This window comes from Caballeronia jiangsuensis (genome assembly GCF_046030135.1).
Lineage (GTDB): Bacteria > Pseudomonadota > Gammaproteobacteria > Burkholderiales > Burkholderiaceae > Caballeronia > Caballeronia jiangsuensis.
The window spans coordinates 25,846-38,684 of record NZ_JAQQDB010000032.1; the positions used below are offsets into that span (position 1 = coordinate 25,846).

13 protein-coding genes are annotated in these 12,839 nt (G+C 64.9%); 11 read left to right on the forward strand and 2 right to left on the reverse strand.

The genetic code is table 11. The annotated features are described in order from the left end of the window. The first annotated feature begins 147 nt into the window (after positions 1 to 147). Genes PQR08_RS27805 through PQR08_RS27835 form a run of 7 tightly spaced genes read left to right on the forward strand, consistent with a single transcriptional unit; the run spans position 148 to position 6,859 of the window. Positions 148 to 1,293 carry an acyl-CoA dehydrogenase family protein gene (locus PQR08_RS27805; RefSeq protein ID WP_250487543.1) on the forward strand — a complete coding sequence of 382 codons (1,146 nt, stop codon included), beginning with the start codon at positions 148 to 150 and terminating at the stop codon, positions 1,291 to 1,293. 29 nt (positions 1,294 to 1,322) lie between these two features. After that, on the forward strand, positions 1,323 to 1,820 hold the full coding sequence (locus PQR08_RS27810; RefSeq protein ID WP_035499213.1) for a MaoC family dehydratase: 498 nt from the start codon (positions 1,323 to 1,325) through the stop codon (positions 1,818 to 1,820). 11 nt (positions 1,821 to 1,831) lie between these two features. Beyond that, a complete protein-coding gene (locus PQR08_RS27815; protein ID WP_250487542.1) occupies positions 1,832 to 3,043 on the forward strand; it encodes a thiolase family protein in 1,212 nt (403 codons plus the stop codon). Positions 3,044 to 3,053: 10 nt separating this feature from the next. Further along, the gene (locus PQR08_RS27820) at positions 3,054 to 3,473 is read left to right on the forward strand and encodes a Zn-ribbon domain-containing OB-fold protein (protein WP_250487541.1); all 420 of its coding nucleotides are present in this window, start codon (positions 3,054 to 3,056) and stop codon (positions 3,471 to 3,473) included. A gap of 22 nt (positions 3,474 to 3,495) precedes the next feature. Further along, positions 3,496 to 4,722: a CaiB/BaiF CoA transferase family protein gene (locus PQR08_RS27825; RefSeq protein WP_250487540.1), complete on the forward strand. Its 1,227-nt coding sequence runs from the start codon at positions 3,496 to 3,498 to the stop codon at positions 4,720 to 4,722. Then, positions 4,712 to 5,860 (forward strand): CaiB/BaiF CoA transferase family protein, encoded by a 1,149-nt coding sequence (locus PQR08_RS27830; RefSeq protein ID WP_250487539.1) that lies wholly within the window; start codon positions 4,712 to 4,714, stop codon positions 5,858 to 5,860. Before PQR08_RS27825 ends, PQR08_RS27830 begins: the two co-directional genes overlap by 11 nt. A gap of 54 nt (positions 5,861 to 5,914) precedes the next feature. Continuing rightward, the gene (locus PQR08_RS27835) at positions 5,915 to 6,859 is read left to right on the forward strand and encodes a LysR family transcriptional regulator (RefSeq protein ID WP_238211498.1); all 945 of its coding nucleotides are present in this window, start codon (positions 5,915 to 5,917) and stop codon (positions 6,857 to 6,859) included. On the opposite strand, the gene PQR08_RS27840 is transcribed toward PQR08_RS27835, so the two are convergent. Together PQR08_RS27840 and PQR08_RS27845 are read right to left on the reverse strand one after the other, a co-directional pair. Next, positions 6,833 to 8,083: an acetyl-CoA hydrolase/transferase family protein gene (locus PQR08_RS27840; protein WP_250487538.1), complete on the reverse strand. Its 1,251-nt coding sequence runs from the start codon at positions 8,081 to 8,083 to the stop codon at positions 6,833 to 6,835. The genes PQR08_RS27835 and PQR08_RS27840 overlap by 27 nt on opposite strands. Further along, on the reverse strand, positions 8,080 to 8,634 hold the full coding sequence (locus PQR08_RS27845) for a DUF2889 domain-containing protein (RefSeq protein ID WP_250487537.1): 555 nt from the start codon (positions 8,632 to 8,634) through the stop codon (positions 8,080 to 8,082). Before PQR08_RS27845 ends, PQR08_RS27840 begins: the two co-directional genes overlap by 4 nt. A 354-nt stretch (positions 8,635 to 8,988) precedes the next feature. Between PQR08_RS27845 and PQR08_RS27850 the strand changes: the two genes are divergently transcribed. The 4 genes from PQR08_RS27850 to PQR08_RS27865 all read left to right on the forward strand — a co-directional run bounded on the left by PQR08_RS27850 (position 8,989) and on the right by PQR08_RS27865 (position 12,837). Then, complete coding sequence (locus PQR08_RS27850) at positions 8,989 to 9,843, forward strand: IclR family transcriptional regulator (RefSeq protein ID WP_250487536.1); 855 nt, start codon at positions 8,989 to 8,991, stop codon at positions 9,841 to 9,843. A 7-nt stretch (positions 9,844 to 9,850) separates the two neighbouring features. Beyond that, the gene (locus tag PQR08_RS27855; RefSeq protein WP_250487535.1) at positions 9,851 to 10,639 is read left to right on the forward strand and encodes an IclR family transcriptional regulator; all 789 of its coding nucleotides are present in this window, start codon (positions 9,851 to 9,853) and stop codon (positions 10,637 to 10,639) included. Between the two features lie 153 nt (positions 10,640 to 10,792). Continuing rightward, positions 10,793 to 11,638 carry an enoyl-CoA hydratase/isomerase family protein gene (locus tag PQR08_RS27860; protein WP_250487534.1) on the forward strand — a complete coding sequence of 282 codons (846 nt, stop codon included), beginning with the start codon at positions 10,793 to 10,795 and terminating at the stop codon, positions 11,636 to 11,638. 14 nt (positions 11,639 to 11,652) lie between these two features. Beyond that, positions 11,653 to 12,837, forward strand: a complete 1,185-nt coding sequence (locus PQR08_RS27865) for a CaiB/BaiF CoA transferase family protein (protein ID WP_238289546.1) — start codon at positions 11,653 to 11,655, stop codon at positions 12,835 to 12,837. Positions 12,838 to 12,839 lie beyond the last annotated feature (2 nt).

Sequence of the window (12,839 nt, forward strand, 5' to 3'; positions counted from 1 at the left end):
GAGGGCGCTGTTTGCGTTTCCGCGCACGCGCAACACGCTTCGACATCATCGAAACCGGGCTTCGAAAAACGCCAGTTGGATCGCGGTCTGCATCGCTCTAACCTGCAAATACCGATACATCGGTCATTCAACGAGGAGCAAGAAGACATGCCCGCAAACTTTCTGGACGAGTCGCAAACGATGTGGCTCGACACCGTCAACAAGTTCATGGACAACGAGATCACCGTCGAATACGTGCGCAAGTGCGACATGGAACGACAGTATCCGTACGAAGCCTACGAGAAGATCGCGCAGCAGGGATGGCTCGGCATTCTGATTCCGGAAGAAGCGGGCGGCTCGGGCGGCGACATTTTCGATTACTCGCTGATGGCCGAAGGCCTCGGCAAGTTCGGCTTCGACTTCGCGTGCTCGGTGCTCGTGCCGACCTTCACAGCGATGAACATCATCAAGTTCGGCACGCCGGAACAGAAAACGCGTTACGTGAAGCCCTTCATCGAAGGCAAGATCCGCTTCTCGGTGTCGATCTCCGAGCCGGACGCGGGTTCCGATGCCGCCAACACGAAGACGCGCGCGCGTCGCGACAGCAACGGCGACTGGATCGTGAGCGGCCAGAAGCTCTGGTGCAGCGGCGCGGCGGCGAAGGACACCACCATCGCGATGCTGGTGCGCACGGGCAACGACGACAAGCACGGCGGCCTGTCCGTGCTGCTGATTCCGAACGACACGAAGGGCGTCGTCATCAACAAGCTGCCGACGCTCTCGCGTCACGCGACGGGCACCACCGAAATCTTTCTCGACGAAGCGCGCGTGCCCGGCGATGCGCTGCTCGGCGACGTCGGCCAGGGCTGGAAGATCATCACCGAGCATCTGGAGCTGGAACGCTGCGCGGTCGCGGCGGCCTACGCCGGCAACGCGCAACAGGCCGTGACCGCGGCCACGCGCTATGCGCACGAGCGCATCCAGTTCAGCAAGCAACTGTACGAATTTCAGGTGATCCGCCACATGCTGGCCGATTGCCAGACCAAGGTCGATGCCGCGCGCCTGCTTTGCTATCGCGCCGCGCAAATGGCCGCCGCGCATGTGCCGTGCAGCCGCGAAGTGTCGATGGCCAAGCTCTACGGCTCCGAGACGCTCAAGGAGTGCGCACTCACCGGCATGCAGGTGCTGGGCGGCTACGCGAACCTGCCCGAAGCCGACATGGAGCGCTATCTGCGCGAGAGCATTCAGTCGACCATCGGCGGCGGCACGTCGCAGATTCAACGCACGATCATCGCGAAATCGATGCGTCAGTGAACCCCGCAAAAATCACACAGGAGATATCGATGAGCGTCGTCAATAACAGCGTCAACGTGCCGTGGGACGAACTGGAGATCGGCCAGAAATTCCGCTCGGCGGGCCGCACCGTGACGGAAAGCGATGTGGTCATGTTCTGCATGTTCACCGGCAACTGGATCGAGATTCACTCGAACACCGAATACGCATCGAAGACGCGCTGGGGCGAGCGCCTCGTGCAGGGCATGTTGACCTTCTCGCTGCTCTCGGGCCTGCTGCAGTTCGGCCCGGCGATTCAGGCGAACTACGGCGTCGACAAGATGCGCTTTCTCAATCCGGTGAAGATCGGCGATACCGTTTATGTGAGCGCGGAAGTCATCGGCAAGAAAGAGAAGGACGACAAGTACGGCGTCGGCTCGTTTCTGATCAAGGCATTCAACCAGCGCGGCGAAGTCGTGCAGCGCAGCGAATGGAGCCTTCTGATGATGAGAACGCGCGCCGATCTCGACGCGCTCGTCGCCGGATCGCAGCCCGAGCTTCAGGACTGAGGAGAGCGAGCATGACGCCTCAACCCGTCGCGGCGATCGTCGGAATGGGCGATGCGTATGCATCGCTCGCGAATCGCAAGGACCCGTTGCAGCTCGCGGCCGAAGCCACGCACAACGCACTCGCCGACGCGGGCATCGATCGCGATCAAGTCGATGCCGTGTTCACCGGCCGCTCGCCGTGGGCCGACAAGCGTTCCCAGTGGAGCAACATCTTCATCTCGCACATGCAGATGCCGGTGACCATCACGAGCGAAGTGACGATGCACGGCGCGGGGCTGACATCGACCATCGCCATCGCTTCGCAGATGATCGCGGCGGGCCGCGCGGAGTACGTGCTGTGCCTGCAAAGCGATGCGACCGAGCTCTTTGTCGATGCCGTCGCGATGGGCGCCGAAGCCGACGCCGATCCGCAGTTCGAGATTCCGTACGGCCCGACCATTCCCGCGCTGTATGCGCAGGCCGCGTGCCGCTACTTTCACGAGTTCGGCATCACGGAAGACGACCTCGCCGATGTCGTGATCGCGAATCAGCGCTGGGGGCGGCATCATCCGCACGCGGCGAAGGCGAAGTTCGGCGAGATCGATCGCGCGAAGGTGCTGGGCTCGCCGTATGTCGCCTCGCCGTTGCGCCGCTGGATGTGCTCGACCTGGGGTGGCGGCACGGGCGGCGCGCTCATCGTGACATCGCCGGACAACGTGAAAGATGCACGCGATCCCGTCTACGTGCTCGGCTACGGATCCGCGACGACGCACGAGTATCTGACCGATCGCATGAACATGCGCCGCTGCAAGTTCGAAGGCCTCGGCGCGTTCCCGAACCTCACGCATACCGCGACGGCCGAAGCGGCGCGTCAGGCCTATGCGATGTCCGGCCTCACGCCATCGGACATCGACATGACGCAGATCTCCGTCAACTTCGCGCACATGGGTCCGATCGTGATGGAAGACCTCGGCTTCGCGAAGAAGGGACGCGGCATCGATCTGTATCGCGAGGGCCGCACCGGCATCGACGGCGATCTGCCGACCGATACCAACGGCGGCTGGCTCTCGTTCGGGCAGCCGGGCATTTCCTGCAACATGGACAGCATCGTCGAGGCGATCCGCCAGTTGCGCGGCACGCCGCTCGGCCTTGCCGCGAGAAACCGTCCGAAGACCGTGCTGGTGCAGGGCGCGGGCGGCATGCTGGCAGCGGGCGCCGTGCTGATGCTGTCGTCCACGACCTGAGAGAACGCACATGACAGAAGCCATTTCAGCGCAAGGCTGGCCGCAACCCTACCGCCTTCCGGATGCCGAACCGTACTGGGCCGCGCTCTCCGGGAACGAACTCACGTTTCAGCGCTGCGCCGATTGCGCGCAGGCGGTGTGGCCCGCGCATTCGTACTGCCCGCATTGCGGTTCGCCATCGCTCGGCTGGGAACGCTCGCAAGGGCGCGGCGAAGTCTGGTCGCACAGCACGATCATGCGCGGCCCGACGCCCGTGTGGGCATCGATCACGCCGTACACAGTCGGCTTCATCAAGATGGACGAAGGCTACTATCTGTTCTCGCAGATCGATGCCGAACCGGACGCCGTGCGCATCGGCGAGAGCGTGACGATGCGCATCGTCGAACGCGGCGCGCAGAAGATGCCGGTCTTCGTCCTGTCCGACCGATAACGAACAAGCTGGAGGAGACGTCATGGCAGGACCACTCGACGGCGTGCGCATTCTCGATCTCACGTCGAATTTCATGGGGCCGTACGCATCGCTTCTGCTCGCCGACATGGGCGCGGACGTGTGCAAGATCGAATCGCGCGAAGGCGACACGACGCGCGGTGTCGGACCGTGCAGGCATCGCGGCATGAGCGCGATCTTTCTGCATCTGAACCGCAACAAGCGCAGCATCGTGCTCGACCTGAAACACGAGCGCGGCGCGGCGGCGCTGCAACGCATGATCCGGCAGGCCGATGTGGTGATCTACAGCCTGCGGCCCGCATCGATGGCGCGGCTTAACATCGCATACGAAGATGTGCGCGAGGTGAATCCGCGCATCGTGTACTGCGGCGCGTTCGGCTTCGGGCAGAACGGCCCGTATGCGGATCGCCCGGCTTACGACGATCTGATTCAGGCCGGCGTCGGCATGCCGGTGCTGCAGGCGCGCAAGAGCGGCGAGCCCGAATACGTGGCGACGGCGATCGCGGATCGCGTCGTCGGCATGGCGTTGTGTTCGGCGGTATCGATGGCGCTGTATCGACGAGAGAAAAGCGGCGTCGGTCAGGAAGTCGAGGTGCCGATGTTCGAGACCTTCGCGCACTTCGTGATGGGCGATCATCTCTACGGCCATACCTTCGTGCCGCCGATCGGCGACTGGGGCTACGCGCGCATGATGAACGGCGACCGCCGTCCGTATCGCACGCTGGATGGCTACATCGGCGTGAACGTCTATGCCGATCATCACTGGCGGCGCTTTTTCGTGCTGACCGGGCATCCGGAGATGGCCGACGATCCGCGCTACGCCGACATCCACGGACGCACGCAGCATATCGCCGATCTGTACGCGTTTCTCGCGCGCACGTTCGAAACGAAGACGACTGCGCAGTGGATGAAGCTGCTGGTGGAAGCGGACATTCCCGTCATCGAGATGAACACGCCCGCGACGCTGCTCGACGATCCGCACATGAAGCAGATCGGTTTCTTCGAGGAGCAGGAGCATCCGTCGGAAGGCAGGCTGCGCAGCATCGGCATTCCCCAGCGGTGGAGCGAGAGCGCGCCCGCGTTGCGTCATCCCGCGCCGCGCCTCGGGGAGCACACCGTGCAGTTGCTGGACGAATACGGCTTTTCGCGCGACGAGATCGAAGCCATCTTGCTGTCCGGCGGCGCGTGGGCCGCGCAACGGGCACAACCGGAGAACGAACATGCTACGTGACCTGCCTTTGTCGGGCGTGGTGGTGGTGGAGTTGAGCGACAGCGCCTCCGCGCCGTTCAGCGGCCGCATTCTCGCCGCGCTCGGCGCCGAAGTGTGGAAGGTCGAGCGGCCGAGCGGCGATTCCTCGCGCGGCTGGGGGCCGAGCACATGGAAGGGCAGCGGCGCCGCGTTTCATGCGATCAACCGGGGCAAGCGCTGCATCAGCATCGATATCAAGGATCAGGCGCAACTCGGTATGCTGCATCAGCTCATCGCCGAACATGCCGATGTGTTCATCCATAACCTGCGGCCGGGCACGAGCGCGAGCTACGGCCTCGACGCCGACAGCCTGCGCGTGACCAAGCCCGAACTGGTCCATTGCGAGATCGGCGCGTTCGGACACACCGGTCCGCTCAACGATCTGCCCGGCTACGATCCGCTGATGCAGGCGTTCTCCGGCATCATGAGCATCACGGGCGAGGAAGGGCAGTCGCCGGTGCGCGCGGGCGTGTCCATCGTCGATTTCGGCACCGGCATGTGGGCCGTGATCGGCATTCTCGCGGCGCTCTACCGGCGACAGGCGAAGCATTGCGGCGCGAGCGTCAGCAGCTCGCTCCTGGAGACGGCGATCGCGTGGATGTCGGTCGGCATCGCCAATTACAGCGCCGACGGCGAACTCGGCGCACGGCACGGCTCGGGCGTCGCGTTCATCGTGCCGCATCGGGCTTATCCGGCGGCGGACGGCTATCTGATCATCAGCGCCGCCAACGATGCGCTCTTCGCGAAGCTGTGCGCCGCGCTCGATCATCCCGAATGGGCGCGCGACGAGCGCTTCGCGACCAACGCGGCGCGGCTGAAGTATCGCGCGGAGATCGACGGCCTGATCGGCGCGCGGCTCGCGCGGGAAACGCGCGCGTTCTGGCAGGCGCGCCTGCAGGCGGCGGGCCTGCCGGTCGCGCCGGTTCAGACCACCGACGAACTCGTGCATCACGCGCAGACGAAGGCGCTCGGCATCATCGAAACGCCGCCGGACGACGAGATCGGTCTGGTCGGGCTGCCGCTGTCGTTCGAAGGCAAGCGGCCGCCGCCCTTGCACGCGGCGCGGGATATCGGCGCGGACAACGACCGGCTGGAGGCCTTGCTGAAAGTTCACCAGTAGAAAGCGCCTGTAAAGAGCGCACAATGAGCGCATCGGCGATGCGCGAGAGGAGACATGGGAACCTTCAACCGGCTTCACCTGATCCGTCAGGTCGATCTGTTCACGCTCAAGCTCTTTCTTTCCGCGGTCGAGGAACAACAGATCGGCCTCGCCGCGATCCGCGAAAACATCGCCGCATCGACGGCGACCAAGCGCATTCAGGACCTCGAGGACATCGCCGGCGTCAAGCTGCTCGAACGCAGCCCGAAAGGCGTCGTCGCAAGTCCGGCGGGCAACGTGCTCGCGCGCTATATCCGCACGATTTTCGGCAGCCTCGAAGACATGCGCGCCGAGATCGCCGCGTTCACGGAAGGCATGCAGGGCGAGTTGACGGTCGCGTCGGCGCGTTCGGTGTACGTGCCGTTTCTGTCGCGCGAGCTGGGCGAGTTCAGCCGCGAATATCCGCTCGTGCATCTCGTCCTGCGCGAACTCGAAAATGCCGAGATCATTCACGCCGTATCGCGTGGCGAAGCCGATATCGGGCTTTTCGCGGCGGCGCACGAACTGGATCTCGGCGGCGTCGATGTCACGCCGTATCGGCATGACCGGATGGTCGTGGTCGTGCCGCAAGGGCATCCGCTGAGCGCGCATTCCAGCGTCACGTTCAAGGAATTGCTGCCGGAACAACTCGTCACCGTCGATGCGATGCTCGGCGCGTTTCGCGCGGCGGCCCGCCGTCTCGGCACGGAATTCGAGCCGCGCCATTGCGTGCGCAGCGCGGGCGTCGCGATCAGTCTGGTGCAGGCGGGTCTCGGCGTGACCGTGCAGCCCGAATGCTTTCTCGGCCACGAACTGCTGAACCGCGTTTCGGTGATCGAACTGGCGGAGCCGTGGGCCGTGCGCAGAATTCATATCGCGACGCCGCGCGGCCGCAGCCCGAGTCCGACCACGCGCGCGCTGATGCAGCAATTGCTCGATCAGCCGCGCGACGAATCAACGCGCCACGATGACGCGCAATGACGCGTCGCGCGCTTCGCGCTCCAGCGCTTCACGATGATCGGGATGCGCGACATCGATCATGCGCGAAAGACGCTGCGCGAGGGACAGTCCGCGCAGGTCGGCCACGCCGTATTCCGTGACGATCACGCAGGCGTCGCTGCACGGGATCGTCGTGGGTCCGGCGAGTCGCGTGACGATGCGGCTGTGTTTGCCCGCGGTCGACGGCATCGCGATGATCGGCACGCCGCCACGGCTCGCCTGCGCCGCGCGCAGAAAATCGCCGGCGCCGCCGACCGCGCCGACATACGTGCCTGCCGCGACTTCTGCGTTCACCTGCCCGGTCAGATCGACTTCGACGGCGGAATTGATCGCGACGAAACGATCGAATCTCCGCAGCACGTTCGCGTCGTGCGTGTACGCGGTGCCGCGCAGTTCCAACGCGGGATTGCGATGCGCGAACCGGCGCACGCGCGCCGAGCCGATGATGACGCCGCCCACGCAGACGCCCGCATCGACCGCCTTCCTGGCGTTCGTGACGACGCCCGCTTCGCATAGCGTCGCGATGCCGTCGCCGATGCTGCCCGTGTGCACGCCGAGATCGCGGCGGTCCATCAGTTGCGAGAGCACCGCGTCGGGAATGGCGCCGATGCCGGTCTGCAAGGTCGCGCCGTCTTCGATGAGACTCGCCACGTTTTTCCCGATGGCAATTTCGACCGGACCCGGCGCGCTCGCGGGCGGGTTGGCGAACGCGGCATCCGATTCGACCAGCAGATCGAAGTCCGATTCGCGCAGATAAGGCCCGCCATGTGTCCAGGGCACGTCGCGATTCACTTCGCCGATGATCGTGCGCGCGCCCTTCAACGCTTCGACCAGATATTCGCGCGCGAGGCCGAGCGAATGGCGGCCGAGCGCATCGGGCGGCGATACCTGAAGCATGACGACATCGACACGCAAGGCACCGCTCTGCACGAGTTTCGGAAGCTGCGAATAGTGCGCGGGAAGAATATCGAGAACGCCCGCGCGCGCGAGCGTCCGGTTGGAGCCGCTGCCGCAGTACGCCAGAAAGTCGAAGGCGTCGGCGTGTTCGGGCGCGAGCACGTCAGAGAGGCCGATGCCGAGAAAGAGCCGCACACGCCCGATGCGATGCCGCTCTTCGACGAGCGCGCGCATCAGCGTGACGGGTTCGGCGTGGGACTGGCCCCACATGACGGTATCGCCGGGGCGGATCAGCGCGGAGAGATTCATGTGGGCGTGTGATGGTAGGGCCATAGACGTTTCACGAGATCGCGCGTCGCGCCGTAGGCATGGCAACTGTCGATCTTGACGGGTTGGCCGTTGCTGTCGCGGTCGTTCAATGCCGATGGCCGCAGTCCCACCATCGTCTGAAATGCGGTGCTCGCGAGCGGCCCGAGCAGTTCCTTCAGATGCGTGCACGTGTCGCACGATGGCAGACGCTTGCGCACCTCGCCGTTCCAGCCCGCGCCGATGCGCAGGCCGATCAGCGCACGCAGCGAATCGCCGCCGCCGGGGCACGTATCGTAGGGATGCGCGCGCATGAACGTGCGCACGTCGCGCACGATCATGTCCGCGTCGAAGATGAGCGTCACGCCCATGTCGTGAATCGGCGTATGGCTGCGTGCCGTGCGCGCACCGCCGGGCGGCGTGAAATCGTGCGACTTGGAATCTATGAGAATCGCGCTCGCTTCGAACAGCCCATCGCCGCGCCGGTATCCGCGCATGTCGATCTGGCGATGATGAATCTCTTCGCGCGTGACGTCGTCGTGTGGAATCGTCATGTGTTCGCCTCGTATGCTGTTCTCACGATAAGCGGCTTCTTCATGCGATGTCCACGCCACGAGCGTCCGTGTTCCGTAGTTTGAAAGCGTTTGCAGATACTGAACGAGGGCATTACCCGATGGTCGCTTGACCGAACACGCGATAGGGTAACAAACGTTAGGTAAATTGTCGTGACGCGACGGGACTGTCCATACATCGAAAAGCGTTCGCTGCCGAACGAGCGTTCGGCGCACGCTGCTTGAACGACATTTCGCAGGGAAAATGAACCTTCCAAAGTACGGAACACATTCGCCAACCGGTTGACGTTCTCGACGCGAAAACCTGTAATCGAACGCATGAAGAAGGAGTGAATCATGTCGACGCAGCCGAGCCGCAATGCCGGAGCACATCAGACGCGTTGGGATTCGGCGCTGTCGGACAGCGCGCATGCGTCGCGCGAGCAGACGGGCGCGGCGATGGTCGTGCCGCTCGCCCGCAGCCTCGCGATACTCGGCGCGTTCACGCCGCAGGAGCCGTGGCTCGGCAATCAGGAAATCGTCTTCGAAACAGGCATCCCCGCGCCGACCGTGTCGCGCATGGCGCGTTCGCTGGTGGCGCTCGGGTATCTGCATTATTCGCCGGCGCAGCGCAAATACCGGCTCGCGGCATCCGTTCTTGCGCTCGGCTATGCGGCCATCGCGCATTCGAGCGTGCAGCGGCTCGCGCGCCTCGAGATGCAGTCCTTCGCCGATGCGAGCGGAACCTACGTCGTGCTCGCCGCGCGTGACCGTCTCGATGTGATCGTCCTCGAAACATGCGCGAGCAAGCCTGCGACGATCGATCTCGAACTTCATGCGGGCGCGCGGCTGCGCATCGCGTCATCGCCGATGGGCTGGGCGCTGCTCGCCGCGCTGCCCGAACTCGAACGCTTCTATCTGCTGGGCAATGTCGAGCGCAGGGCGGGGCGCGACTGGCCGCATTTGCGGCGGCGCATCAGCGAAGGCATTTCGCAGACGCATAACGCGGGTTATTGCACGTCGCTCGGCGAATGGGAGCCAGATCTCGCGATCGTCGCGGCGCCGCTCGTGATTCGCGATCAGACGCCGCTCGTGCTGGCGTGCATCGGGCCGAGCGCGAAACTCGGGCGCGCGCGCGTCGAACGTGAACTCGGGCCGCGTCTCGTGGCCGCGGCGCAGCATCTGCAGGAGCAGGTGCTTTTCGACGATTGAGGCGACGATGACCACCCCAGCCGATACCACGCCCGTCACGCTGACCGTCGAACGCGGGCTCGAAGTGTTGCGCGCGTTTCGCGCCGACCGTGCGCCTTTGTCGAACGCGGAACTCGTGCGCCGCACCGGCTTTCCCAAGGCGACGGTGTCGCGTATCACCGCGACGCTGATCCGCATCGGTTTTCTCCGGCGCGTGAGCGGCGGGCGGCAGTTCGAGCTGAGCGCGGGCGCGTTGAGCATCGGGCATGCCTATCTCGAAGCGAGCCCCGTCACGCGTCTCGTCAATCCGTTTCTTCAGACACTCGCCGACAAGCTCGAACTGTGCGTCGCGCTCGCGGTGCCCGATCATCTCGACATGCTGTATATCGCGTGCAGAACGAGCGCGCGGATCGCGACGTTGCGGCTTGGCGTCGGCACCTTGCTGCCGATGGAAACGACCTCGGTCGGGCGCGCGCATCTGTACGCGCTGCCCGAAGCGCAACGCCGCGAACGCATCGCCGCGATTCTCGCGACGCCGGGCAAGAACGCGGACGTCGTGCGCAAGAATCTCGACACCGCGTTCGAGGACCTGCGCACGACGGGCGTCTGCATGGCCGTCGGCGAATATCAGCGCAATGCGTACGGCATCGCGTTGCCGCTGACGGTGGGACGCACGCGCACGCTGATGTCGCTCAACTGCGGCGCGGTCGAACTCGAACCCGACATGACCGCGATCCGCAAGCGCGCCATTCCCGCGCTTCACGCAGCCGGGCACAGGCTCACCGAACTGCTCGCGGATGTCGATTGCGAGCCGTGATTCCGTACTTCGGAATCCGCTTCGACTCACGCGCGAGACACCGCGCAGCAGAGCCGGTTTCGACGTACGGAACAACGCGGCGCATCGCGTTGACGCTATCGGTCGCGGTCGTCACGATGGGTTCAACGAATTCCAGAGAGAAAGGAAGAATCCATGTCGGAGCATACGAAGTCCAACGTGTCTTATGCGTCGTATCGTGCGCTCGCATTCGATCGTCCCGCGCGCGGCGTGCTGCGCATCACGCTGAATCGCCCGGAACGGCTCAACGCGCTCGATGCGCGCGGCCACGACGAACTCGCGCGCGTCTGGCGCGATGTCGATGAAGATGCGCAAACGAGCGCCGTGATCCTGTGCGGCGCGGGCCGCGCGTTCTCGGCGGGCGGCGACTTCGACATGGTCGAGGAAATGATCGACTCCTTCGATGCGCGCGTGCGCGTGTGGCGCGAATCGAAGGATCTCGTCTACAACATCATCAACTGCTCGAAGCCGATCGTCTCGGCGATACACGGATCGGCCGTCGGCGCGGGACTGGTCGCGGCGCTGCTCGCGGATATATCGGTCGCGGCGCGTTCCGCGAAACTCGTCGACGGGCATACGCGCCTCGGCGTCGCAGCGGGCGATCATGCGGCGATCATCTGGCCGCTCTTGTGCGGCATGGCGAAGGCGAAGTATCACCTGATGCTGTGCGAGCCGGTGAGCGGCGAGAAGGCGGAACAGATCGGACTCGTATCGCTCGCCGTGGACGATGTCGAGCTTCAGGACACCGCGCTTTCCATCGCCACGCGCCTCGTGAACGGCGCGCCTTCGGCGGTGCGGCTGACCAAGTACGCGCTGAACAACTGGCTGCGTCAGGCGGGCCCCACATTCGATGCATCGCTCGCGCTGGAGATGTTCGGCTTCGGCGGCGCGGAAGTGCGCGAAGGCGTGGCGTCGTTCCGCGAGAAGCGCGCGCCCGCGTTCCCGGTGACCACGCCGGTTTCGCCCGCACGCAGCGCCTGAGAGGACGACACGACATGGCCAAGGTTCTTCAAGGCATTCGCGTTCTCGATTTCGGGCGCTATATCGCAGGGCCTTTTTGCGCGGCGCTGCTCGCGGATTTCGGCGCCGAAGTGATCCGCGTCGATCGCGTCGGCGGCAGCGAAGACCGCTTCGTCATGCCGGTCACGGAAAGCGGCGAGGGCGCGTTCTTTCTGCAATCGAACCGCAACAAGCGTTCGATCACGCTCGACATCGATCATCCTCAGGGCCGCGAGGTCGTGAAGCGGCTGATTCGCGACGCCGACGTCGTCATCGCCAACATGCCGCCCGCGACGCTCGCCAATCTCGGCCTCGATTACGAGTCGTTGTGCGCGATCAAACCGGACATCATTCTCACGGCGTCGTCCGCGTTCGGGTCGCATGCGGATGCGGCGAATCGCGTCGGTTTCGATGGCGTCGGCCAGGCGATGAGCGGCGCGGTCTACATGTCGGGCACGCCGGAAAGTCCGGCCAAGGCGATGGTGCCGGTCGTCGATTTCGCGACCGCGCTGTCGTGCGCGCTCGGCACCGTGATGGCGCTTTACGAACGGCGCACGAGCGGCAAGGGGCAGGTGGTCGAAGCGTCGTTGCTGCAAACCGCGCTGATGTTCGCGAGCGGCGCGCTGATCGAGGAAGCGGTGCTGTCCATCGACCGGCAGGCGACCGGCAATCGCAGCCCGATACACGGACCGTCGGACATCTTCCGTACGCGCGATGGATGGATCATCGTGCAGGTGATCGGTCAGCCGCTTTTCAGGCGCTGGGTGCGCATGATCGGCGATCCCGCGCTGATGAACGATCCGCGTTTCACCGACGACTTGCGGCGCGGCGAAAACGGCGCGGCGCTGAGCGAGATGATGTCGGCGTGGTGTGCGTCGCGCACGCGCGAGGAAGCGCTCGCCGCGCTCGAAGCGGCGCGCATTCCCGCAGGCCCCGTCTATTCGCCGCGCGAGGCGCTCGACGATCCGGCGATCCACGCTTCGCATGCGTTCGACTGGGTCGATTATCCGGGGCTGGCGCGCAAGGCGCCGATCGTCGTATCGCCGGCGATGCTGTCGCGCACGCCGCCTTCGATCGAATCGCGGCCGCCGACCATCGGCGAGCACACGACGGAGATCCTGCACGAAGCCGGCTACGGCGACGCGCAAATTCAGGCGCTGCGCGAACTCGGCGTGGCGTGAAG